Origin of the sequence: Pseudogemmobacter bohemicus (assembly GCF_003290025.1) — a bacterium.
Taxonomy (GTDB): Bacteria; Pseudomonadota; Alphaproteobacteria; order Rhodobacterales; family Rhodobacteraceae; genus Pseudogemmobacter; species Pseudogemmobacter bohemicus.
Genome location: NZ_QNHG01000004.1, coordinates 108,058 through 132,643 on the forward strand (window position 1 = coordinate 108,058; position 24,586 = coordinate 132,643).

Consider the following 24,586-nt stretch of genomic DNA (forward strand, 5'->3'; position numbering starts at 1 on the left):
GGGGTAGTTGCCAGTCGAGTCCTTGACCTTAACCAGTTGCGCGAGGGTGGCAGACGACAGCAGCCAACTACCGTTCTGGGCATACTCACCTTTCACACCGTAGCGCAGATCAATGAGAGCATCATAAGGATTGGTGCCGAGGGTTGCAGCAGCACCAGTTTTGACGGTCGAAATGACCGAACCATTCAGAAGGCCAGTCGGTTTGTCAGTTCCGTTGCCGTTGACAAAAGCAGCGCCTTCCATAGCGGCAAATTTGCGGCCCAGAGCATCGACCAAGAAAGCTTGAACGTCAAAATGCATGTCGTTCAGAGCATGGTTGCTGATTTCAGCGGTTGCATAAACTTCGCCAAAAGTCGGAGCAATGGCAGCAAAAGTGCCAGCGGCAGTCACCGAACGAGTTCCGGTTTCGTTTGCCCAACCCGCGCCTTGGTCAGAATTTGACAACACTTCGCGGTAATCCGAGGTGGAGACAGTCACGACGCGGGCAAGCTGGCGGAGCGGCGACAGATCGAAAGCGACCGAGGCGACTTCATCCGCAATCACGCGAGGAACAGCCACACCACCATTTGACGGGGTAGTGATGTTGATGGATTTTGCCTGCATTTCCAGAGTTTGGGCAGCAGACAGATCACCCGGCTTACGGACATGCGCAAGGAACGCAGCCTTATATTCATCGACAGCTTCTGCACCTTTACCGGCCAGTGCAGGACGGGCAGCAGCGGTTTGCAGATCGGCAACCGATTTCAGCGCAATCGCAAGATCGGCCTCCATCTTGGCCATTTTGGTTTCGGTCAGAACGTCAGCAGCTTTCACGCCATCGACTTCCGCACGGATAGCAGCGATCAGCGTATTGCCTTTTTCGATTTCATTTTTCAGTTCAAGAGTCATTTTATAAATCCTCAATTTGCAAATTAGGAAAGAATGTTCATACGGATATTTAGGAGCCGCAGAATTTCTGAATTCAGTTTTTCATCATCAATGGATTTCGAGTCGGTAATCTTTGAATCTGGATTAGCCGGGAAAGTGACCGCAGAGACTTCCCAAAGATCAACCGCCTTCAAAAGGCGATTGCCTTCGTTGTCATAGGCGTAATCAAGAGTCCGATAGCCGATTGAGAATTCCTCAATGGCCTTCATCTTAACCAATTCACGAATTTCGGTAGCGCGATCAGTATCTGCCCATCTGCCTTTGATGAACAATCCGGTTTCGTCTTCCTTCAATTCATCAATCACGCCCAGAATTTGATTAGCATCATGCTGAAAGAGAAATTTGACTTTACGCGAAGTGGCGAGAGTGGCAGTAAAAGCACCTGGCATGACGATATCGCCAACCCGATCAACAACGCCGAAGACATTAGCATAGCCTTCAAACGTGCCTGCTTCCGTGTCTTCGGCTTTAATTTCGATGTTGAAATTCTTATGTTCCATCACGCCAAACCCCTCAATTTAATTAACTGAGGATATTTAGGCGTATGAAAATTTAGGCTTTACCCAAGAGTTGAACGTGAGGGGCATCGATAAAACTTTTCCAATCCCCACCCCATTCGATCATCAATCCCAATTCTTTTGCAGCCTTCTTAAATGCATTGGCCACTTCTGCGAATTTGCTGATCGGAGCGTTTACCTGAACCTTGCCGTCATAATAACAGTAAAAATCAAGTGCCATGCCCTTCCCGTCAATAACGCCATCCTTTGAATCCAAATGGTAAGAATTCATTGTTTTGCTTGCGCCAATCCGGACCATCTCCTTTTGGCGCTCAACCGCCCGGACACCTTCCGTAATCGTAAAATCAGTTGAAGAATATTTTAGCGCCAAATGCGCGACCCGTTGCAGATCATCATGACATGTCGCTAGATTATCCAATGAACGTTTTGAGAATTTAAAATTACTCATTTATTTTAACCCTTATCCTTTGCAGCAGCACTCAGTTCATAACCACCCTTGGAAACACCAATTGCCCATTCCTCATTGATAGGGTTAAGCCCCATTTCAGCGCGGCACTCATTGACCGACATCCATGCTTGTGAACCACCAGCGCCAAGAGCATCTTTGAAGAATGTTCCCATTGCCTGATGATTGCCGCGCAACAAATCGAGTTCATCAAAATCAGCGAAGTATTTCGGATCGTTGTTCAAAATTTGCTTGTTCAAGGCTTGCTCAATCCGCACATACCATGGCCTCAAACTGTTGGTGATATGCCAGCGCATCAATTCGGCAGTGATCGGAGCATCACCCATAAATGCAATATTGATTTTGAAAATTCGTGCAATCTCTGCCACCTGAAACTTTCTGTTCTCAATAAATTGGCTATCAACTGCATTCTGTTGCATTTGGCTGAATGTCGTCTTACCATCCAATACAGCGATGCCGCCCTGCCCGTTTGGACCGAATTTAGAGTTCCATGCCTCTTGGATACCCTTGGCCTGATCGGGAGTGAGCGGATTTTCAAAGGTCAAGCAACCTGATGGACGGCCACCCATCGCGGATGTTTGGAGTTGTTGACCTTCCAAAGCGGAAGCAATACCGACAGCTTTGCGGGCTTTCTCAATTGAGGAAATCCCCGAGTATCCGTCCAGGCTTAGACCCTTGAAATAGAATACTGCATTCTGCCCATAAATTACTTGCCTTCCATCAGCCTGAGTGACACGGAATTGGTAAGTAAAATCGTTCAATATTTCCATCACCCATGATCCAGACGGAACCGGGATCAATTCACGAATTTCATCTTTGACCTGAACCTTGATAGCCATAAAGCCCTTTCCGAGAGTTGCCGCCGCCGCCGCCATTTCCCAGAAATCCGAAGCCGTCATAAACCCGTTTGGGTTATTGACCAACCTATTTGCCCAATGATTTCTCGCCACCCGCACTTTATCAAGGCCGGAATCGGTGTAGTTCTCCATCACCCGAAGCGGCGTTGAGGCAATGCCTTCACTGATCGTCTTTACTGCACAAAGAACCGCACTGGTTTCCAGCGCCGTTTGATTGTCCAGAGCCGGAGCCGTTGCAGATGTTCCGCCAAACGACCAGCCAAACGATTCACTGACCCTATGGACAATTGATTTTTTAGGCTCAGTTGATTTCTTTTCGAAAATGCCAAACATGGGAAACCTCAAATGAATATATTCGAGGTATTTAGTTAATCCGATTAATTCAGGATCAGGAGCGGGGAATGTGACAAGTATGATTGGGTTTTTGGTTTCTCACCCCCAATCTTTTGAATAAGGCCGGAAGCCATTGCCAGACAAACAGCCCCGTCAATCTTTTTTGATCCAGTATGTTTAACAAACTTACGGTTTCCAGCCGGATCAGAAATCACCTTGATATTATTCATGTTCATGGTCAGGATAGGGTTTCCGCCATGTGCAATTTCTGTTTTCAAAATCATTTCTTCAAGTTGACGAATAGCAGGCGACATCGAGACGAACCCTTGGCCAAATGGTTCAAAGGTTTCTTCAATCCACTCTTCGGTAAATCCTGCACGAATAAGGGCTGGCTTGAAATGGTTGAAGCCATATCGGTCAAACGCAATCTTGACGATCTTCGCCTTATTACTCAATTCCATCAACTGAGCCGCAACCCAATCGTAACTGATCACCCTACCCGGAGTGGTTGTCAGGTATCCTGTCTTCTTCCATACATTCCAGGGGATACGATCATCCCGCGATTTATCTTCAATTCCATCATCAGGCAGATAGAAGAATGGTTTAACTGACCATGGCTTAGTGTCTTCTGATCGATAAAGCGCCAGACATGCAGTCAAGTCAGCAGTAACAGACAGGTCAAGAGCCAGATACAAATCCTGACCTTCATAATCTTCGGGCGAACCTTTGCATTCATCCCAGATCGTTCGGTTGATGAAAGGGGCAGTTGCTTCAATTCGCTGATTGAGTTGGTAGTTTCGGAAGGCAGGTTCAAGCGATGGAAGCCGTTTAGCCGCCGCTTGCTGGCCTTTCAGTTCCTTCTTATTCACGAAGCTATCCCAAGCAGGATGATAGGTCAGGGCTTCGGGCGAGAATGGGTCAACGTCTTCCGGGCAGGCATACAGCTTCACTACGGTTGTGGGATCAGCGCCTGTAAGAGCGTCATCAATCAGCATAGACAGCAGATCATCCGGCGAAGGTGCCTGTGTGCTTAGGCAGATGCTCAAGGGGGCTTCCTGCGCAGCCATGGCAGACTCCAGCGCGTCATAGAGTTCATCCTGTGGCCCCCTAACCGCTCCAATTTCATCGAAGGCTACCCAGACCGGCGACAGGCCAAGCTGGCTCTTCGCGTCCGATGAAAGTGCCTGGAATGTGGTGCCAAGATCAGGGCAAGTGATCATCTTTTTTGTTTCGTTGATACGCAAGAAAGGCATCAATGAGGGGCTTTGAAGGATCATCTTGCAGGCCAGCTTGTAAAGGATGCCTGCCTGATCCCGAGTCCGTGCGGCACAATACAAGCTGGAATTCCGCTTCGCCAAAGGGCCGACCAAATGAACAATTGCAAGGGCAGCAGTCAGAGTACTTTTCGCTGATTTTCTGGCCATGGAAATGATGGCGCGGCGGGTTCCATGCGGGTTGTCATAGATGGTTTCAATGATTTCTTTCTGAAACTTAACTAGCTTGAAGGGCTTCCCAACCCCCGCCCCTTCCGGAATGAATAGATGCTTCTCTATCCAATCTATAACGATTTTGGATTGTTTCTTCGCCATCACGCAGCCTCACGCGAGACTGACAGAGAGTATTCACCGAACAATTTCTTTTCGGCTTCGGCTCTGGCATTTGCAGCTTGCTCAAGGCTTGCATGACTCCCCAAATAGTGGTGAACACCATTGATTTCAATTTGAGCAATCCAAAACTTTTTATTGCGAGGCTTATAAACACCCCGAACCCCGGAGCCGTTTGAACGTTCCTTCTGGTTCATTGAATTCTGAGAGCGTGTCGCGATCCTAATATTATCGATTTTGTTGTTTGAAGGATCACCATCCTTATGATCACAACAATAGCCGTCAGGAATCTCCCCATTGTGATATACGTAAATCAATCGATGCAGGAGATATTCCGGGTTCCCAATTTTTACACGCCGATACCCATCAGGGCGAGATGATCCAGCAACCTTACCGGCGAACTGAGCATTGAAGATTCTACATCCTTGTTCGGTAGGGAAATCAGCCAGCGGTCTTACTTTCCAAATCAGCAAACCGCGATCCGGATCATATTCAAATCGGTCTTTCAGCCATTGCTGTTCGGGTAGGACAAGTGGCTTCTTTGGATTAGTCATTTTCAAATTCCTCTTGTAATGATGACAGAGGCAATGACTGCATAAAAAAGGGGAGCGCCTGCCGACGACTCCCCGCGTGTCATCACCACGCTATTACTTAGAGGAATGTAATTCTCAGGTTTCCCATGGGCGTTTGGCGGGGTTAGCAGATCGATCCTTGTTCTGATCAGCCGTTCTGAGAGATTGAGATGTAAGTCTCAGGCTTCTTGCACATGCCAGAGCCGCCCTACCCTCACGCTCAACCAATCCTGACAGTCTATCGATCATCTTCAAGTTTTCTGGATTTGCGAAATCAAGTCTCTCTTCCAGTTCCGCCAACTTCTTTGCGTAAAGCTTCTCTTTCGCCAAATGTCTCGAATACAGTATCAGAATTGGATATCCCTCTGCCGGGATGAAATCTGATCGGACACACAGAAAAACTGAATCCCAGACCATAGCCTCTTCGGAGGTCAAAGTATTCGGGGCCGCTGGCTTTTCCCCTGCGTTGAATGAAACTGTAGTAATCTGCTTTTCAAGCTGCGATTTTCTTGCCATGGCTTTTCACCCTTCTTATTGGTTTTAGAAAAATTCTGGGGTTTTAAATTTCTCTCTGATCTCACATCGGTGCCTGTAAAAATGCCGAATCGGAAAGGGTATACCCCCGGTCAATTTCAAATGCACAATTGTCAAACAGAATCGAATACCTTTAGAATTATTTAGACAAACCCATTGTTAGGCCGCTCTAGTCAAGCAAGGCGCAAAAGCACCAAAGATCATTATTTCCACTTCAATCCGCCTATCAACTGCATCTTGAAATGATTTGAAGTTCACCAGAAGTTTATGCTTGCCGTGAATTTTAATCCTTGAAACCCACCGAGAGTCCTTTTCAGCATACGACACTCCAGCAAAGCCTGATGTATTGTTAACCTGCCGTGCTGCATTCCTTGAGTTCTCTAGCGCCGTTGCTAACCTCAGATTCTCAAGCCTATTGTCATCACCATCACCATTGCGATGGTCAATAAGATAACCATCAGGGATGTCTCCGTTATTCAATATCCAAACCAATCTATGCGCGAGATAAACATCAGACCCGATGTAGATTGAACGATAACCTTTAACTGACTTGCTTCCTGCTATCTTTCCCGGCCATCTTTCATTCCATCTCTCAAACTTAGTATATGACGGAAAATCTTCCCTTGGACGTGGCAACCATTCCAGAAACCCGGTAGTGCAATCATAGAAGAATAGTTCCCTGAGCCTTTCTTGACTTGGGTATTTCTTTACTGCTTTCATTTGAAACCCTCTCATGTGTCTACATCCATATGAATGGTTTTGAAAATGGGGGTTGCGATCCCCCAAATTCGACACATGGATATTATAGATAGGGTTTCAGATCAGAATGCCTTTCCATTCAGATTGGCAACATGCCTTGAATGAATGCGGCATCCGATGAAATCATTGAAATACATTTGATCAATGAGAACATTTCTTTTTATTTGCTCAAACACTTCAAGGTATGATGCTTCCCCTTTCGACTTAACCAGATGCAGGATTGTTCGCTTGAAATGTTCAGGACCACGATCAGCTACCAATGCTTTTAATTTTTCTGACGATGAGAAATATTCGATCCATCCACTTTCTGATTTGACTTTCCTCTTTCGCTTCTGCCCTTTCAATGGCGGTAATGTTCTGATTGAAAAGAAAGATTTCTTCCCGATATACTTTCTTCCCGTTTCAACTTCCTCAATCAAATAGACGAATGCCACGTTGTCTTTAATATCATCCGATCTGAATTGCTTGCCCTTATACACCCACATTATTTGATTCCTTAAATCGATTGATCAAGTCATGCCTGCGAATGATGGACGACGAAACACCGACATATCACCATGCCTTGCAATACTGGCGTTCTTATAAGCAAGGGCTGCATCTTCGGCGGTATCGAATGTTCCAAGATTGCTGTATCTTCCGCCTGTCTTGATCATTGATGAGTATCTATTCTTGTTTCTTGTGACACCCATTCCGTATGCACTCACATGTTCTTTAAATCTATTTATCGAATTATCAGCAGGCGTCACCGCTCTTAGATTAGCAATGCGATAGTCTGATGGATCACCATTGATGTGATCGACATAATATCCATCTGGAATAGAACCATGATGATAAATGTAAGCAACCCGATGCATGAACAAGGATTGGTAGTTGTATCCCATTCTGTAATATCCGGTCGTCTTATCAATACTACCGATTGGTGCATTGATCTTTCTCCCGCGCCTGGCATTGATCCAGTAATATTTTTCGGTCACTTCATCATATCTGATTTCTTGTTTCAGTTCGGCTTGGGTAGGATATACGGGCATATCAAATTCGCTTTCATAAAAAAAGAGCCAGCCCGAAGACTGACCCTTATAAAGTTTGAGACATCGTGGTGAGCATCATCTTTGCTCACTGATATTTAGTTCAACAAATCATCGTTCTTTCAGCCCAATAGGCTTTGGTTCTATCCTCTATGATCTTCTTCCAGTCTGGTTCATCAATCGCCCAACCTGACGAATAGTCGATGCGAGACCTAAACCCTGATCTTCCAGCAGCTTCTTGTGCTGTCTTATCGTCGTGGCAAGCACCACAGAGCATCCAAAGATTATCCAAATTATCTGAGCCGCCTTGGGCTTGACTAATCCAGTGGTCGCAATCACGCGCGGGAACAATCAATCCATCAATGATCAGACACCTTACGCAACAGCCCTGATCCCTGTTCCGAGCATGATCCCTGTTCCGCTTATACTCTGCTGATGAAATGCGATTTGAGGATGCCCACGCCATTACTTCCGTTCCATATCAATGGACCATCTTTCAATCGCCCGGCTTGTAATCTGCCTGCACTCCTTCTGCATCAGGTATTCCAAGTCGTCAGCAACCTTGCATAGTCGATCATAAATGCGGGATTGATTTTCCAAAAGTAATTCAAAATCAATTCTATCTTCTTCGGCCACCAGCTTTCCCCCTTCTCAATGAATTAATAAAAACAACATCACCATAATTAGTAAGATCAAATAATTGGAATAGGCACCGCTTTAATCCTCAACACTTTCTTCCAGTGGGCGAAGGCCCATTTCAGACAATGCAGAAAATGGATCATCGCCAATAATAGCCGTTATTTTAGAAGTTTCAGCCTTGCCTCCCCATCTAAAAGCATCTTGGGCAACTGCTACCGCTGCCATGTCGATGTCAGGATAGATCTGCATCAATTCATATATCACTTCTGAAAAAATGGTAGGATCAGTTACGCCTTCAATTTGCAAATCCGACCATAGACCAGATGAAACACAATACAAATTACCATCTGAATCCTGCCAACCGGGATCATAGTAAGTATCAAAATTTTCTGCTTTGCTCAGAAGAACATGCACATGATTTGCGCCCTTCATCAAATTTGGTTCAGCCGAAACGGCTACGGTTACTCTCTGCATCAGTATGCTCCGATAGTAAGCATCCGGCGTAGGCCGCAGTTATGTTCTTCGCTGTGGCGAAGGTTTTCCGGCTCATCATTTTTTTGGTCAGCCATGATGCGTTCGATAACTGCCGGATCACACTGCTCATATCGGAGGAACTCGAGGATGCCGCCATCCCATGTTCGAATGTCTGCAAGGAGCTCCTGCAGGCATTCGATGCCGCGGTCCGTGAAGGTTTTGATCCCTTCCTCGGTGCCGTTGTCGACCCAGATCATCTCGCCGTAATCGATGTTGTCGGAATTGGCGCTGGTGATCTCGATGAGCTCGGGGCTTTCGCCGATCATTTTGGCGACCTCGTCGATCGTGTAGGTGTGTGTGACGCGGGCCATCAGGCGGCCACCTTCCGATCAGTTTGGCGCCAGTTCCAAGGGAGCAGTTCCGGCAGACGAGAGAGGGATATTTCTGGCGTCCGCGCGAGGACGTCAGCCAGCCAAGCCTGCGGGTCGATGTCGTTCATCCGGGCTGTGACGATCAGGGAATACATGAAGGCAGCGCGGTCGCCGCCGCGCGGTGATCCGGCGAAGAGCCAGGCTTTCCGGCCGAGGGCGACGCCGCGGAGGGCTCGTTCGGCCGCATTATTGGTGAGGCAAATCCGGCCATCATCGAGGAACCGGGTGAAAGCTTCCCAGCGGCCGTCTTCCTCGAACATGTAGTTGATGGCCTTGGCGACAGGGTTGTGCTTCGACATCCGGGCGCGTTCGGATCGCAGCCAGTCATGTAGATCCTGGACCATCGGACGCACCAGCCGCTGACGGGCGTCATGACGGGCCTCGGCGGTCAGGCCGTTGATCTCGCGCTCGATATCGAAGATGGCGTCAAAGCGTTGAACGGCTTCCAGCGCCACAGGCGAGATCTCCTCGGCCACCTTCTTGCCCTTGCGGGCCGTGGCTTTGATATCCGCCAGTTCGAAGAACTTGCGCCGGGCATGCGCCCAGCACAGCGCGCTGCGCACCGGCGCGGGCTTGTGATCATGGCGATAGAGATCGTTGTAGCCGCCATAGGCGTCAGCTTGCAGGATGCCAGTCCAGCCCGTCAGATGCCGGGTCGGGTGTTCTTTCCTGCGGTCGGTGGAGAAGTAGTAGAGCGCAGCCGGAGGCGCCCCACCCCCGAAGGGCCGGTCATCGCGCAGATAGGTCCAGAGGCGGGCGGTCCTGGTGCCTCCCTTGGCCAGAAGCGGCACGGTGGTGTCGTCCGCATGCAATCGTTCAGTGCCGAGGACATGAGCACGGATCAGATCGTGGATCGGCTGCAGCGCCACGGCACAGGCGCCGACCTGGTCGGCGAGGGTGGAAAGGCTGATCTCAACCCCTTCCTTCGCGTAGCGCTCGGCCTGCCGGTTCAGGGGCTGATGCTGGCCGAACTTCTCGAACAGGATCATGGCCAGCAGATTGGGCCCCGCCCAGCCCCGAGGCGTCGGATGAAACGGCGCGGGCGGCTGGCTGATCCGCTCGCAGTCGCGGCAGGTGAACTTCTCACGGACGGTCTGGATGACCTTCCACTGCCGGGGGATCACCTCCAGCGTCTCGGTGATGTCCTCGCCCATCTTCACGATGCGCGCGGAACCACAGCAGGTGCAGGACGTCGGCGCCTCAACCACCACGCGCTCGCGGGGCAGATGCTCGGGGAACGGCTTGCGGGCGGGGCGGCGGCGCTCGAAGGCCGCGACCATCGCCCCCGGGCCCGTTGCCCGGTTTTGGCCCGGTCATCGGCAATGTCGGTCTCGATGTCCTCGAGCTGCATCTCCAGTTGTTCGATCAGCCGGGCATGGCGTTCGGCGCTATGGCCATATTGCTCGCGGCGGAGTTTGGCGATCTGCAGTCGAAGGTGCCGGATCATGTCTTCGGAGGCCGAGACGATCGCCTGAACCTGGGTCAACTCCCCTTGGCGGCGACCAATGCGCCTTCTGCGGCAGACGCGCGGGCCTCTGCCGCGGCGAGTGCGGCGCGCAGAACAGCGATCTCAGATGCGGTCTCCGACATGCCGAAGACCTACCACGGAACCCAAGAATAGTCCAATAAAACAAGGGAATTTTGCCCATTAACCCGCTGATGCTGGCCGCTGTGTCCAGCGCGGATTGCGCCAATCAATTCCTTCCAGAAGATAGCCGAGCTGCGCTGCCGAAACCGGAACGGCTGAGCCATTCTGGCTCACCGGCCAGATGAACTTTCCGGCCTCCAGCCGCTTCAGATACAGCGACATGCCGACCCCGTCGTGCCACAGCACCTTGATCAGGTCACCCTTGCGCCCCCGGAAGCAGAAGATCTCGCCACCATGCGGGTCGCGCCCCAGCCCCTGCTGGACCTTCAGCGCCAGACTGTTCATTCCGCACCGCATGTCCGTTACCCCGCCTGCAATCCACACGCGGGCCCCCGCCGGAAAGGCAATCATCGCGGGTCCAGCACGGCCAGCAACGCCGCAAGATGCGAAGGGGCCAGCGACACAGAGATCGTCATGCGACGCCCGTTCGTCAACGTGATGTCGATCCGGGCATCGTCGGCTTCCCGCGATGGCTGCTCCGCTGGCGTAGGCGGGGCGCCCGCAATCACCAATGGCACGAAGCCCCCACCAGCCCCCGACGCGCCAAGTGTCCCGCTGCGATACTCGCGCCGCCAGATCGAAAGAAGCGACCGGGAAATCCCATACCGGCGCGCCGTCGCCGAACCCTGCCGGAAACCGCGCAGGCTCTCTTCGACGATCCGGATCTTGTCCTCGTCAGACCAGTGCCGACGACGGCCACCCTCATCGGCGGCGAAGATCTCGATTGGTGAAACAGTTGAAGCGCATGCCATAAGGCAATGCCTTACGACCATTTGCTCAATCAGAGCAGACGGCCTTCACCGCAGGCTTACTCCGATATAGTCATTGATAATTGATTCAGCGGCGGCAAGGGCAAGGGCGGATGGTAATAGACCTTCGCGCAAAACAAGAGGTCCAACAATCATGGGCATACCTGATGCTTGTGAACCTATCGCATAAGGAAAAGAACCAGACGCTGAAAGAGTGCCAGTTGCAGGAGTGTTAGCAGTAATGGCAACAGAGTCCTTGTAAAGAAAATCCAAGCGAGTGCTTGTCAGCGATTGTTGGAAAATAAATGGCAGACCTCTTCGACTAATATCATTCGGTAACGATGACAGCAAATTCGTGCCAGTTACTCTACCAACAGCCTGAACCCCATACAAAGTTGCAGTGCTTCGGGCAGTCAGGTCCAGCCTTCGCGAAATGTCCTGGTAGATACCTGCCACATGTGAGTAGCTGGTGCTGATATTTACACCCGATATGACCATACCTCCCATGTGTAAATATTCAGAGGTTGGGCCAAGCGGATATATAATGTCACTGGTCAATGTATCATCCACACCATCAAAAGACAGGGCGACATTACCATTGGCAAACGCAGTAGCGGACGGCGCAAAATCTGAATTTGTCGGTTGGTTAAACAGCGTTCCCGCCGTGCTGCGCCAACCGCGCACTGGTCCAGATACCCAAGGCACCATACCAGCAGAATCTGAAAACCAGAAATGCGGGTCTGGCCAAAGAATTTCCAACCTTGTCGAATTAGGGGAAAGCGTATTAAATAGAACCTCCCATGGCTCTACTTTAACTTCACTATCGACAATTGTATTTGCGGAAATAGAAAGAGAAATGCCAATCCCGATCATGGCTCAGATCCAACCAGTGATGCCGGTAGCAGTTGTTCCAGTTGCACGAATCCTCTTCGCAATAATAGGGTATGTTCCGACCGGCAAAGATGCGGTGGTATGAACGTTACCTTCGCGATCCAGCCATGAAATTGTTCCAGCGCCCGAAATTGTAATTTGCCTTACAACTTCGGTAAGATCGACTGTATCAGACGGAGTAACCGGAAAAGAACCGATGGCACCAGCCAATACGTTTTTTGAGAAATCTTTGAATTGGTCAGCCATCGCGCTTACTCCGATAATATGTTTCGAAGATATTTAGGGAATTGATAATTCAAAACAACAGAGGAAGGGCATGAGCGATCTTATAGCTGAATAACAGGAGCCATGACCCCATAATGAAGGCCCAATATGTGTTACGCTTGATCCAGCTTCTCGCCCGCTCTGCCATTTTGTTGCCCTTCTTGTTCAAATCATGAATGTATTTATGGGATTTGAATTTTCGCTGCTTCATGCTATTTGACAGATAACAGTGGAGAGCATTTATGATGCTGAGACCATTATCAGCCCTGACCGCCACATTCCTGATGGCTACAGGAGCAAATGCAGATGTCGGACTTACATGCATAGCATCTCTTGAGAACGGCAAGGCAGTTGCCATTCAAATATCAGGGGACACTGGAACGATTAGCGGAGAGGATATATCAAAGTATGAGTTGTATTGCGCACCGATAGACGCAGGTTATCTTTGCTCATCAACCAAGATAGACGGCAATGTTTCGCATACGATTAGATTGGTGAATAGAGGGAGTGATGGTTGGCTCCTGCAATTTTCCTTGTTCATCCCAAATTCACCTAAAGCAATCCCTCCAAATAAACACCAAGCAACCTATTCTGAAATGATCGTTGCTTGTGTGAATCTCTGATATCTTCGGCCAGGTGAACAGCTTGCCTGGCGCCCTGCCCTTTAATCCTTCCGCGTCAAGGGCAACGGCAGGGCTTCGACTCCGATTGATGGTCAGATGGTGCTTGCTCATCCTGACCCCCGACAAGCTGGCGTATGTCCTCCCAGGCAACCGGATCAGCTTGTCGGGCAGGCAGAGTGACCGTCAACGGTAAAACCTTGCCCCAGACACCTCGAACCATGCTAACCGATTGGGAAACATCAATTAACGGAACTAGATACTCAATTTCACTCAACCCTAACGAGTGCATGGCGATTTCTTCTTGATGGAAGACAACCGACCAGACAGTATGGATTCTAGGAGATATGGGTCTACAGTTCAACAGCGCCGGAACGTAGGGAACATTAACCTGCACTTCTATAAATGAGGACCCAACGCCATGAATAGATCGTCATTATGCGCCGTCATCACTGGCACTATGATCATCCTTAGCCCAAGCATTTTGCTTGCGGAGTGCAGATACATGGCTCTCACTGGAGAAATTGAATTCATTGACGAACAAGGCGTCATAAGACTTCACAATGAACGGTGTCCCGAATACAATGGAAATTATATCTTATCAGGAATTAAATCCGTCAACAATACGCAAGCAAATATTTTTTTAAAAGACATGCCGGTTTCGTGCGGCTACGTCTACGCCACCGATTATGATAAAGAGCGAAAAATATATCACGATGAGAATCTCCGGTTTGTAACTTGCAACTTGCAAGAAGACAGGCTCAGCTATTTCCTTATCTCAAACAAAATAGCAACACAATAGCGAACCCTACGAACGACGCAAACAGTTCAACGAATTCACCCCCCCTCAATCACTCGACATAAGGGAAATTGCAGCATGTCCGCACAAGATTTTCTCGACGCAATTGAAATTAATGGGGGCGCCGAATATAATTCAGCCATCACGGCGCCGAGCCATGGGCAACACGCCTGAACTTGCCGACAAGCTGGCCGTCGCGGTGAACCGTCCAGCGATCCTGTTCCATGACGCCTGTAAAGGGGCATCTGGCGCGTCTGTAGCCCCATCTGTGAGTCGACTGATCATCCTGCATGACGAGAGAGCATACAGAGAACACCCTGAACGATCAGGCATCCTGCTTCGGATGGAAGACACTTCACCACTTCTGATTTAAAAAAGTTTTGGGCCGATTGAAAATTCAATTGGGTTATTGGACTAATGCAAATCAACGACTTACAGCAATAGTGAAACCATTTCCAATTACTCAATTAATACAATTGGCATTGATGATCACTCAGGGATATTGACAGTTAGATTTGGTTCGGAGAAGTTCAGCTTCTTCGCAGTAATCATTGCGTTGAAACCAAATTTTGATCAGCCATAGGATTATGATCATGGAACAGACGACCGAGCACAGCATGAATTACATTCAATCATTTGTAATTGATAGAGCGCAGGGTTTTGATAACTTCTTCAATCGCGGATTTCGCAAGCTTTCCGATTCAGGGATTTATGACTACAGCATTAATGGCTTTTCGCCCGCAGCATTTATGGCAGTGATTGCCGCTGCATCTTTGAAATGGGTTAACATTGGTGACATGGTTTGTGAAATCATACTGTCGTCTGCCGATGAAAATCAGATTATTCAGGAATGCGCTGTTCTGTTGTCAGCGGATGAGCAAGGCGTAAGATCAATCGGAAAGCATGGCACTGTTTTAAACCATCCTAGCGGAAAATTTCCTCTTCACCATTGCGGAAAAGACGCCATGCCAGACTGGTTGAAACAGTATCTGAATGATGGACATGACCCCGATGAACTGAAAGTTCGGGTGCAGCAGAAGCCTGCTAAGCAGAAGTTTGCACAACCGAATGATGCAAGTATCACTTGGTCAGGAAGAGGCACAAAGCCTGCTTGGATGAATGACTGGATTGATGCCGGTAATGATATGGATGATCTTCGGATCAGAGACAAGCAAGCATCATAAAGACTGCACGATGAGGGGATGCCTGGGGATTGGTCATAAAGGCTGATCCCCTTTCCATAACTCACCCATAACTCACCCATAACTCGGCCATAACTCACCCATAACTCGGCCATAACTCACCCATAACTCGGCCAGAAACCCCCATAACTGGTATCTTATAAAAGAAACAGAAATATAAGAGAATCAGAATCATAAGGGTCAGTCAGATACGAAGTGGTATTTTTGATCTTTGGGTTAGATTGATGTGATCAATAAATCAATTCGTAAAGATCAGAAAGCATTGAGCAATACTCCGAAATCGACACAGAGCAAGATACACAAAACCGAAAGAATTCATTGATACCACAATCCTTACTGGAACCAAAGACTTTATTGAAACCAAAATCCTATTGGAACCATAAACTTTATTGGAACCGCCTATACTCTGCGGCGTTGACGCCTCTTTCGCTCAGATATTAGCACCCTAAATTTCCTTCATTTCATTTGATTTTAGTCTGATTTTATCCCGATATATCAATGACTTAATAATGTAATTTTTACAGATACAGATAACTCATCCTCAAAAGGAAGTTATAATTCGGTCCATTTCATTTAAATTTATTTCCATGAAATTTCAACAGCTTACAAACCATACTTTGATGATCCGAAATCATTCACTCTGCTTCCGAAACGAATTCCGAACCGATCTGAAATCCTCATCATCTATTCCGATTTTGTTCCGCTTTCTGTTTTAAATCAGTTTCGCAGATCATGCCAATACTTCCGGAACGTTATTCCGATTAAGGTTAATTATAAGGATGTTATTCTGTCATTTTGGGCCGGGTTTTGGACTCTTGTCACCTATATACTTCTGTCCTTTCGGATGTTTGTTGTATTGGTGATGGGTAATGGAGTAGCTACCATTCCCCTGACCCTCCCAAAAACACAACAACAGAAAGCGAGGAACCAACAAACCTAAAAACGAAAGTGATTTAAAAATGCGTGATACGCCCGACTCTGAATTTTCATGGAATGATTTTGTTGACAGCTTCAATAGCGAGTCCGAAGTCACTCCTTCTCCCAACCATACCCCAAAGCCGATTATGAACCATAACTTTGCGCGGCTGGCAGCACTATCCGCTGTCAAGTCCTGCGCCTTTTGTGGTTGCCCAATGCCGCCTGAGCGAGTTAAAGCCAATGCGTTTGGCAAGGGACAGCCCCACAAGTATTGTTCCGATCATTGTCGCAATGATTATAATGCTGCCATCCGCCAGGACAAAATCAGAGCGAAGAATAAAGACCTGACCAGAACCCTTGCAAGTGTCAAAGGGTCAACCCGCGATAAGTTCTTGTTCGGACTTCTAACTGACCACATCCGTTTCAGGATTGGCGCGATTGAGGATCGAACAGAACGCAATCTTCTGCGTAGGCAGTCGGAAGCTATTTCGAATTCATTCTTGTTTGGTAAAAGTAATTCATCGAATGTCTACAATACGTTCATCGCGTGGTCGCGCGCCACTTTCCCTGAGATTGCGAACGCAATCTATGACACGCCTTCCCTTCTCACCTTCGCACGTGAGAATGGTATAGTCCCGGATGACTTCAAGTCAGTTGCACCCGTCATGGTCAGCTTTACCCCCGAGCCGATCACGGTATCCCTGCCAGTGAAGCCCTCTGAGAGCCGCCAGACGCCCGAGTCCGTGGCGGATGACCCGATCTTGCCAGAACCCTCTTGTGAGCCTGTGAAGCCCGTAGATGAGCAAACCGCGTTCAGCGCGGTAATCGCCTGGGCGCGGGATAAGAAGAAGGAAGGCCCATGGATTGAATGGGTGTTTGCTCAGATGTTCGGACACTCGCCCGAGGGATTGAACCCGGTAGCAGGCCTGATCACACCAGAAGCAAGGACAGCTATCTTAAAGATTCTTAAGTCCTATTCAGCGACGGCGACAAAGCCTGTTGAAGCGGGTGCTAACATCAAGGGTGATAACGAAAAAGAGAAATCGATCATCAAAACGATTACCTCCCTTGGATCAAACGCATTCGCAATTACGATAAAATCACTTGTTGAGAAAGACTTCGCGGATTTGTTTGATAGCATTGCCGATTATCAAAAGACAATCCGCGATCTTTTCCAAAAGGGATATATCACCAGCACTGGCGCTGAGTTTGGTCCAGCCGTTGAAATTTACAGCGTTGCAGCATGACTACTCTGCCCCGCAATCCTTCCGCGTCTCTGCCAGCAGCATGGCTCAGACTCTGAGAGACGGTTTGCTTGCGCTTACGCTTGCTCATCCTCACCCGTCAAACTGGCGTATGATCCGCACAGGCCACCGGATCAGCATCCGGGCAGGCAGAGCGACCGTCAACTGCCATACAACTCCCCAGACCGCCCGAACACTCGTAACTTATTGAAGTATTAATACAATCTGGTTTCGGCACATAGCCGAATTCAACCTTAGCGAGTGCTTGGCCGAAATATTAATAAGCAGCGGTGAATTCTCCTTGATCGGTGACAACCAGCCCGCCAGTATGGATTCTAGGCTGTATAGCTGTATGAGGCAGCTTCATAATGACCAAGTCGTAAAATATCAAAAAGAGCGAGCGTTGATCTTGAAAAGAAAAATAGTTACTGTAGCAGGAACTTTAATCATAGCGGCGATAGTCAATTTTTCGACCAATGAAGTAAAAGCCAGTAGCGACTGCGCGTTCTTAGGAGAGTTTGGGGAGATAATCTTTACCGATTCTACTGGCGGAATCAAGATTATTAACGAAATTTGCCCCCCGGAAAACAATCGTCTCCGCCTATGGGGCATAGAAAATGTAGATCCCAAAAGAGCCAATACAATGTTTAACGGCAGCACCGTCATCTGTGGTTATTTATTCGATTGGAAAATTCGACCAAAAGAAATTGAAACAGATTCAAACACTCGAGTGGTAACATGCAGTTTAGAAAACATCGATCTGACTGGCGCACTCGTCGGAAGCAACGTTGCGACTGAGTATTGCGCCGAAACAGCCCTTTCCAAGAGAAAGCCATGGAGCACATGTTAGGGAAACCTGAGAGTTCATCGACACGCTAAACACACCCAACAGGATAAGTATCGAAAATGTCAGCAGACGATTTTCTTAATTTTGTAAAAATCTACAACAATGGCAATTCTTCATTCACGGCGGCGGTCGAATCCGCAATACGATTCTTCTACACAAGCCCGACTATGGCTGAAAAACTGGATGCCAGAATACTACTCGGTCACGATCTTAACATTGTCTATACTTACAATACAGCGGGTGTGTCCGAAGATCAAATATCAATAGCAATAGATCACGAAGATGACACCCCAGGCATATTTATCAACCAAAATGGGCAACTGCGATTTGGAAATTTTACCCAGAGCCTACTCCATGAACTAATACACACATTAACGTTCCCCAACACACTAGATCCACCCAGCGATGCTGTGGAATATTCTGATCTGCGCGGACCAGTTGTGGACCTTGAAAACAGTGTTTGGCTTCAATTATCAGGAATTGACATACGAACGGGTTACTATGGAGCTTCTGCACCTCACCTTGAAGGATATGAAGACCTAATAAATGCGACCTTCAGCAACCTAGGTCACAAGATTGACGGATCAGTATTTTTACCTTCAGCCCATCTTTCCATAGTCAATAATGAGGTTAACCTTGTAGTTGGGAGCAACAGCGATCATGAAATTTATGGCGGAACAAATACAGATATTATATTTGATGGAAGCGGAAATTCCATACTTTCCGGCGGGATAGGAAATGATTTCATTTTTGGTGGTGGTGGAGTAGACGAAATTTTCGGTGGAGATGGAAACGATATTATCGCAGGCGGCGGCGGAAGAGACTATCTGAACGGCGATGCAGATAATGACATCATATATGCAGATTATTACGATACCTTGCCGAGAGACGAGAATGGAGGGAGACAGATTTGGGGAGGGTCCGGTTTTGACGTTCTAATTTTTGGAAACCCCATCATAACGCCACTTCAACCCATCACTCATGCCAATCTTGAGAGTATGCCATTGGTTTTGACCTCTGGTATTCAAGATGGGAGCATTTCTGGATTCGAAGCAATATACCTTGGCTCAGGCAACGATATAATCTCATCAGATGGCAGCGCTACAACTATTCTTGCGGGCGGCGCAGGCAACGATACTTTCATAATTGACGCAGCCGGAAATTCTCCAACTATTGTTTGGGGCGGTACGGGCGCTGATACAATCAATATTGAAATAAATGACGGCAATCCAAACACAAATGCCGGGATACTTGTGATTAATGCCCCAAACATTAACTCCGGTAACTTCTATCTCCTTGACACAAATATGTTGGGCCTAGACGCATCGTTTGATTGGACCACAATAGACTTAATACTGATCAACCCAGACGCAAGTGACGTCGTGAACATAGTTCGCAGCGGCATATCAACAACAATATATAACTCACCCTACATTACAACAATTGAACGTCCCTACCTTGACAGCGATGGAAACCCCATCCTTGATGAACAAGGCTTGCCCATTATCGAAGAGTATGGCACGATTATTAGCGAAGGGTATCAGGGAGTTACAACAACTTGGACGACTGGTGGCTTCATTTCAGGCTACACCGGGAATGTATTTGCACCGGCATTGCAGTATGAACACATTGTTAGAATTATTGAATACTGGCAGCGTCCGCCTGACGATCCCAACGTCCTTGCGACACCAGGAGAACAAGGATCATTCGTTATAGTCGGCGCTTTATATGATGACGAAGGAAATATCATCGGGCATCAGTTTTACGATGATCCAATACTATCTCAGTCTACTATAGGTCTTGGGGGTTCCGGCTGGAACTTTGAGTTTGATACTGAGTACGATCTTTCCACTGCGTTATATACTAGCAATTGGGTTGATATGGAGGGCCTAGATGCTACATATACCCGAGAACACTATTTTGCGGAAGAAATGGATGACACTATTGTTGATTGGTTCATAATTGGAGGTAGTATTTCAGGCACCACATTCAGTGGCGGCATTTCCGTCACGATTCCAGATCCATCAAGCAGCGGCATCACATCCGGCCCCCGAGGCGGCAGCTATCAACAAGGCAATCAGGGGAGCAATACCCAATCTGGAAATGGCGTAACAAATTATGTGAATTACAATGTTGCCAGAAATATTGTGTCATTTGATGGCAACATCATAACTGCCGATAATGCCCCTAATGGAACGACGGTTTCAGAAATAGATGGAAGCGTTGTTATTCACCACGGCGGTGACGACTATACTGTGTTGCGCGGTGTAACTCTTGCCGCTTGGAGCGCCGCAACAGCGACGCAAATCCTTGGAGATGCGTCCAACAATGCCCTATCCGGAACGAGCGGCAACAATGTTATTGCATCTGGCGGCGGGAATGACACGCTCACTGGCGGCGATGGGGATGATCTATTCATCTACACATCCGGCAATGACACCATTGTTGGAAACAATAATAACAAGGGCAATGATACGCTGGATTTAAGCCGCTATGCCGCTTCGGATGTCACTTTTACCGTTTCGGGAAATCATGTGATCATTACCACCCCTGACGGCACGATTACGCTGGAAGATCAGGTTAGAAACGAAATTGGCAACTTCCGGTCCAACATTGAAGTCATTGCTTTCCGAAATGGAACAATTGATGAGACTGAAATTCGGGAACGAGCAATATCGGACCAGATAACCGAAGGCAATGATTACGTCACAGGCACCCCGTTTAACGATATCTTCGAAGGAAGCACCGGAAACGACACTATTCTTGGCGGCAATGGAAACGATACGTTCTATTATCAATCTGGTCACGATACAATTCTTGGGCATGGAAACAATGGAGGTTTCGACACCCTTATCCTTGACCAATATACTGCGTCGGAAGTGACCTTTGGGATAAGCGGAACCGATGTTATAATTACTACACCTGATGGTAGCATCACGCTAAACCATCAGGTCCGCAATTCCCTGACCGACACCAGGTCCAATATTGAGAACCTCGTTTTCTCTGATGTATCGCTCAATGATTCTGAAATCAGAGCCAGAGCCGTTTCTGATCAGGGAACCACAGGGAATGATACCATCATCGCAACATCCTACGACGACATTATAATAGGGCGGGGTGGAAACGATACCCTTAATAGCGGAAATGGCAATGATACGTTTGTTTTCGTGACGGGTGACGGCACCGACAGTATAACTGACTTTAGCCTTTCCAATGACCGCCTGAGGTTCATCGACCTGGACTATACAGATTTGGTTATTACGCAATCGGGTAGCAACACCATAATTGCATATGGTGATGTTGACACTATTATACTTTCGAACGTAACGGCAACCAGCCTCACCTTGAGCCACTTCGGCTTCGTGTAAGAATCTAAGCATAGTCAAGCCCCCCCTTTCCTATACGGATGGGGGGCTTTTTCATTCAGAGTCACTTAATCAGCAGATCATCGCCTGACTTGCCGCCATCCACCCATTCTTTGAACCAGACCGGCTGACGGCCCCTGCCCGACCATGTGATGGACGGATTTTCCGGATGTGCGTATTTTGGCGCGATGTCGCCCTTAGCCCGGGTAGCCTTCACCTTCGGAGCATCCCCACCGCCGAAGCCGAAGAGGTCACGGACAGTCAACCCGGCTTCCCTCGCGAATGCTTCGATTTTGTCTTTCGCAGCTTGCCGCGCGACAGCCTGATTTTCCCGTTTTACTTCGGCAACCAGAACCGCCAGCGCGTCCAGATCGGCAATCGAATAGCCTTGCAGGTCTTCTTTGGTAATCTTCGCCATAGGGCGTTACTCCTTCTTTCTTCGTCTTCATGCATTCGTTGAAAAATCAATCATGTCAATGGGTCTAACGCTTTCGCCTTCAATGCTTTTTTCTGAACCTGCTTTAACCATCGCCTGAACCTGATCTGGATTGCCTTCAACCGGAACAACAATCTTCACATCCCCGTTCTTGAACATCACCCGATAATGCGGTTGCTTGACCATGCTTTTATTCATGATTTCAATGATTTGCGGATCATCAACAAAATCCGGAACCTCGCTCACCGAACCATTTCTGAACATTACAACACTTTGAACAATCGACTTTATACGGCTTACCAGGCGGAAGCGGTCACCTTCCCCTCCTGCCCGAAAACTTGCAATCAGATCGGCCATTTCCTCTTCCGGCACCTCCAAACCATCGCCTTCAATCTCCGAAAGGCGGGTTTCCATCTCACCGATTCTCACCCGTTTGCCGATTTGCTCTTCCCGGATTTTTACCATTCGGGCGGTGTAAACGTCTTCCAGATCGGGAGTGAGTTCAATCCTGTCCATGAATTTGAGAATGGCATTTTGATCTTCGGCAACCCCGGCATTCAGCCTTTCGATTGATCTTCTCAACTCTGCCGCTTCGGATTTCAGTTTGACGCCCCCAACCACTGATCGGATATTAGTCTCTCTCACGAATGACAGGAATGAAGTTTCAACCTCATCATATCGCCAATGCTTGTTTGTGCATCCATTCCCGATCTGAGAATTGAGACAGCGCAACCATTTCCCTCCGCGAGGCAGAGGCCCGGTATCATAAAATCGCATTACCCCGCCGCAGTATCCACAAACTGCCAGTCCTGAAAACAAGTTTGAAATCGAACCACCTTTACCCTTCCTTCCGGATGATCCTTGACTTCTTGAAGCCATTGCGGCCTGAGCAAGATTGAACGTGTCAACATCAATGATAGCCGGGTAATAGTCTTTAACAGCTTCCCCGAATGGAACCCTTTTCAACTTCTTCGCGCCGGTCTCTGGATCGTCAATTTCAATTCGGTTTTCGGGCTGATACTCCCCGATTACAGTTCTTGACCGCAAGATGTATTTCACCAGTGTTTCAGACCAGACCTTATCCGGGTTACGCTTTGATAGTGTTTTCACCTTTTCGCGGTTCAATTCGGAAGCGATAACCCGAACACCTTTTCCGTTGATGCATTCATTGAACAGACGTTTGACCAGATCCGCCGCAGCCTTGTTCACCATGAATTTTGATCGATCTTCGGAGACAGTCAGCCAGCCGGGGCAGTTGGCAGATACAATCTTATTGGCAGCATTCAATTTCTTGTTTCGCCAGCTTGCCCCTACCCTTTCGGATTTGTGCTTGCTTTCGGAGTTCGCCCGGATCATTTCGCCCAGGGCGATGAACATGCTTCCTATGTTCTGCGTGAATGATTGCTTTGAGAATACTTGCCCATCCGAGACCGTGACCACGATGATATCAGCATCGATCAGGTCAGACAGTTGCCGGAACGCGGTATGGGCAGACTGTCTGGACAGCCGGTCAAGGCTTTCAACCAGCAAGTAAGAACCCTTATCGACAATCCCGTTTTCGACAGCTTCCAGAAACGCCTTCAACGCCCCTTCCGTTGAGTTCTTCCCGGTGAAGGCCGAAACTGCAACATCTGTAAGTTGGAAGTCAGTTTGCAGGTCAAGCCCATGATCTTCGGCATACTTCGCAGAAAGTTCAGACTGACGCCGGATGGAGTCGTTGCCAAGCTGCTTGTCTGAACTGAACCTAATATAGGAGTATGCGCGGGGCTTCATGGTGATGGTCTCGGATGTTGCTTGCCCCATCATATACCTAAGATTTAATGTAGAAGCCAGTTCACCCTGGCGGCCGATCTGCGCGGCAACAGGCCGGGCTTTTCCACCGCCTGCCCTCCGGAGGAAGGCAAACGCCTTTACGAGCATTTCGCGGCCTGCCTTGCCGCCGAAGGCGTCCCGAACGAGACCGGCATTTTCGGCGCCGATATGGCGGTAAGCCTGACCAATGACGGTCCTGTCACAATCTGGATCGACAGCGCGACGGGCTGAGACCCGCCCGGCGCCCGGGCCGTTTCCGACCGACAGTTTCCGACCGGCCGTTTATCGAATTTTCTTGCTTTTTGTGCGCACCGGTCGCCTGATCCGCGTGTCAGACTGAACGCATCCCGAACGGGCGCTGTCTTGGGCTCTGCTGTTTCAGAGCACAGGGCCAGCAAGAGTATTCACGGATCCGGCGGCGCCAGGCTTTCCGGATATACGGTCGCAGGCCTGCATATCGGGCTCGGTCCCGGGTCTTCCGGGGGTTTACGGGAACCTTTCCCGGGCCATTCAGGGTTCTGTCAGAGATCGCCGCCCGCCCGGATACGCGCAGCAGATGACAGCGGCGCGTCAGCCCTGATCAACGGGCCGCTCTGCCGCAGGTTCAGGGTAACAAGCGCCGGGTCCGGCGCGCTTAATCAGGGAGAGAAGC

Annotated in this window: 26 protein-coding genes and 2 pseudogenes; 7 read left to right on the plus strand and 21 right to left on the minus strand. The window is 48.6% G+C overall.

Going from position 1 to position 24,586, the window contains the following annotated elements; genetic code table 11:
• The 19 genes and pseudogenes from DRF71_RS19605 to DRF71_RS27605 all read right to left on the minus strand — a co-directional run.
• Positions 1–888 (minus strand): phage major capsid protein (locus DRF71_RS19605; RefSeq protein WP_112312258.1); only part of this gene is annotated, 888 nt, incomplete at its 3' end.
• 23 nt (positions 889–911) lie between these two features.
• Entirely contained in the window at positions 912–1,427 is a 516-nt protein-coding gene (locus tag DRF71_RS19610) for an HK97 family phage prohead protease (protein WP_112312259.1), read from the minus strand.
• A 52-nt stretch (positions 1,428–1,479) separates the two neighbouring features.
• Positions 1,480–1,893, minus strand: a complete 414-nt coding sequence (locus tag DRF71_RS19615) for a M15 family metallopeptidase (protein WP_112312260.1) — start codon at positions 1,891–1,893, stop codon at positions 1,480–1,482.
• Between the two features lie 5 nt (positions 1,894–1,898).
• Entirely contained in the window at positions 1,899–3,101 is a 1,203-nt protein-coding gene (locus DRF71_RS19620) for a phage portal protein (protein WP_112312261.1), read from the minus strand.
• Between the two features lie 44 nt (positions 3,102–3,145).
• Positions 3,146–4,690: a terminase large subunit gene (locus tag DRF71_RS19625; RefSeq protein WP_112312262.1), complete on the minus strand. Its 1,545-nt coding sequence runs from the start codon at positions 4,688–4,690 to the stop codon at positions 3,146–3,148.
• Positions 4,690–5,259: an HNH endonuclease signature motif containing protein gene (locus tag DRF71_RS19630; protein WP_112312263.1), complete on the minus strand. Its 570-nt coding sequence runs from the start codon at positions 5,257–5,259 to the stop codon at positions 4,690–4,692. The genes DRF71_RS19625 and DRF71_RS19630 overlap by 1 nt, the downstream gene beginning before the upstream one ends.
• A gap of 114 nt (positions 5,260–5,373) precedes the next feature.
• Positions 5,374–5,793: a hypothetical protein gene (locus DRF71_RS27580; protein ID WP_157971188.1), complete on the minus strand. Its 420-nt coding sequence runs from the start codon at positions 5,791–5,793 to the stop codon at positions 5,374–5,376.
• A gap of 177 nt (positions 5,794–5,970) precedes the next feature.
• On the minus strand, positions 5,971–6,531 hold the full coding sequence (locus DRF71_RS19635) for an HNH endonuclease signature motif containing protein (protein WP_157971189.1): 561 nt from the start codon (positions 6,529–6,531) through the stop codon (positions 5,971–5,973).
• Positions 6,532–6,632: 101 nt separating this feature from the next.
• Positions 6,633–7,055, minus strand: a complete 423-nt coding sequence (locus DRF71_RS27585) for a hypothetical protein (protein WP_157971190.1) — start codon at positions 7,053–7,055, stop codon at positions 6,633–6,635.
• 24 nt (positions 7,056–7,079) lie between these two features.
• Complete coding sequence (locus tag DRF71_RS19640) at positions 7,080–7,598, minus strand: HNH endonuclease (protein ID WP_112312265.1); 519 nt, start codon at positions 7,596–7,598, stop codon at positions 7,080–7,082.
• 100 nt (positions 7,599–7,698) lie between these two features.
• Positions 7,699–8,061 (minus strand): HNH endonuclease, encoded by a 363-nt coding sequence (locus DRF71_RS29510; RefSeq protein ID WP_112312266.1) that lies wholly within the window; start codon positions 8,059–8,061, stop codon positions 7,699–7,701.
• Positions 8,061–8,231 carry a hypothetical protein gene (locus DRF71_RS27590; protein WP_157971191.1) on the minus strand — a complete coding sequence of 57 codons (171 nt, stop codon included), beginning with the start codon at positions 8,229–8,231 and terminating at the stop codon, positions 8,061–8,063. The genes DRF71_RS29510 and DRF71_RS27590 overlap by 1 nt, the downstream gene beginning before the upstream one ends.
• Positions 8,232–8,312: 81 nt before the next feature.
• On the minus strand, positions 8,313–8,708 hold the full coding sequence (locus DRF71_RS27595; protein WP_157971192.1) for a hypothetical protein: 396 nt from the start codon (positions 8,706–8,708) through the stop codon (positions 8,313–8,315).
• Entirely contained in the window at positions 8,708–9,079 is a 372-nt protein-coding gene (locus DRF71_RS19650) for a hypothetical protein (protein ID WP_198672290.1), read from the minus strand. The genes DRF71_RS27595 and DRF71_RS19650 overlap by 1 nt, the downstream gene beginning before the upstream one ends.
• Positions 9,079–10,729: pseudogene (gene tnpC, locus DRF71_RS19655) on the minus strand (IS66 family transposase). The gene DRF71_RS19650 and the pseudogene tnpC overlap by 1 nt, the downstream one beginning before the upstream one ends.
• A gap of 58 nt (positions 10,730–10,787) precedes the next feature.
• Positions 10,788–11,138 (minus strand): IS66 family insertion sequence element accessory protein TnpB, encoded by a 351-nt coding sequence (gene tnpB / locus DRF71_RS19660; RefSeq protein ID WP_112312267.1) that lies wholly within the window; start codon positions 11,136–11,138, stop codon positions 10,788–10,790.
• On the minus strand, positions 11,135–11,539 hold the full coding sequence (gene tnpA / locus DRF71_RS19665) for an IS66-like element accessory protein TnpA (RefSeq protein ID WP_112312268.1): 405 nt from the start codon (positions 11,537–11,539) through the stop codon (positions 11,135–11,137). Before tnpA ends, tnpB begins: the two co-directional genes overlap by 4 nt.
• A gap of 45 nt (positions 11,540–11,584) precedes the next feature.
• Complete coding sequence (locus DRF71_RS27600; protein ID WP_157971193.1) at positions 11,585–12,409, minus strand: hypothetical protein; 825 nt, start codon at positions 12,407–12,409, stop codon at positions 11,585–11,587.
• Positions 12,410–12,412: 3 nt separating this feature from the next.
• Positions 12,413–12,673 carry a spike base protein, RCAP_Rcc01079 family gene (locus tag DRF71_RS27605; RefSeq protein ID WP_157971194.1) on the minus strand — a complete coding sequence of 87 codons (261 nt, stop codon included), beginning with the start codon at positions 12,671–12,673 and terminating at the stop codon, positions 12,413–12,415.
• A gap of 260 nt (positions 12,674–12,933) precedes the next feature.
• On the opposite strand from DRF71_RS27605, the gene DRF71_RS27610 reads away from it, so the two are divergent.
• The 6 genes from DRF71_RS27610 to DRF71_RS19685 all read left to right on the plus strand — a co-directional run bounded on the left by DRF71_RS27610 (position 12,934) and on the right by DRF71_RS19685 (position 21,689).
• Positions 12,934–13,314 (plus strand): hypothetical protein, encoded by a 381-nt coding sequence (locus DRF71_RS27610; RefSeq protein ID WP_157971195.1) that lies wholly within the window; start codon positions 12,934–12,936, stop codon positions 13,312–13,314.
• Positions 13,315–13,597: 283 nt separating this feature from the next.
• Entirely contained in the window at positions 13,598–13,720 is a 123-nt protein-coding gene (locus DRF71_RS29515) for a S26 family signal peptidase (protein ID WP_408634556.1), read from the plus strand.
• A 983-nt stretch (positions 13,721–14,703) separates the two neighbouring features.
• A complete protein-coding gene (locus DRF71_RS19675) occupies positions 14,704–15,294 on the plus strand; it encodes an H-NS histone family protein (RefSeq protein ID WP_157971196.1) in 591 nt (196 codons plus the stop codon).
• Positions 15,295–16,271: 977 nt separating this feature from the next.
• Entirely contained in the window at positions 16,272–17,477 is a 1,206-nt protein-coding gene (locus DRF71_RS19680) for a hypothetical protein (protein ID WP_157971197.1), read from the plus strand.
• A 298-nt stretch (positions 17,478–17,775) separates the two neighbouring features.
• A complete protein-coding gene (locus tag DRF71_RS27615; protein ID WP_157971198.1) occupies positions 17,776–18,324 on the plus strand; it encodes a hypothetical protein in 549 nt (182 codons plus the stop codon).
• A 56-nt stretch (positions 18,325–18,380) separates the two neighbouring features.
• Positions 18,381–21,689 carry a calcium-binding protein gene (locus DRF71_RS19685; RefSeq protein WP_112312272.1) on the plus strand — a complete coding sequence of 1,103 codons (3,309 nt, stop codon included), beginning with the start codon at positions 18,381–18,383 and terminating at the stop codon, positions 21,687–21,689.
• A gap of 61 nt (positions 21,690–21,750) precedes the next feature.
• On the opposite strand, the gene DRF71_RS19690 is transcribed toward DRF71_RS19685, so the two are convergent.
• A complete protein-coding gene (locus DRF71_RS19690; RefSeq protein ID WP_112312273.1) occupies positions 21,751–22,104 on the minus strand; it encodes an H-NS histone family protein in 354 nt (117 codons plus the stop codon).
• A gap of 27 nt (positions 22,105–22,131) precedes the next feature.
• Positions 22,132–24,042 carry a recombinase family protein gene (locus DRF71_RS19695; protein ID WP_112312274.1) on the minus strand — a complete coding sequence of 637 codons (1,911 nt, stop codon included), beginning with the start codon at positions 24,040–24,042 and terminating at the stop codon, positions 22,132–22,134.
• Here DRF71_RS19695 and DRF71_RS19700 point away from each other — a divergent pair.
• Positions 23,950–24,165, plus strand: a pseudogene (locus tag DRF71_RS19700) (D-aminoacyl-tRNA deacylase); the annotation flags it as partial. The gene DRF71_RS19695 and the pseudogene DRF71_RS19700 sit on opposite strands and share 93 nt — an antisense overlap.
• Positions 24,166–24,586: the final 421 nt, after the last annotated feature.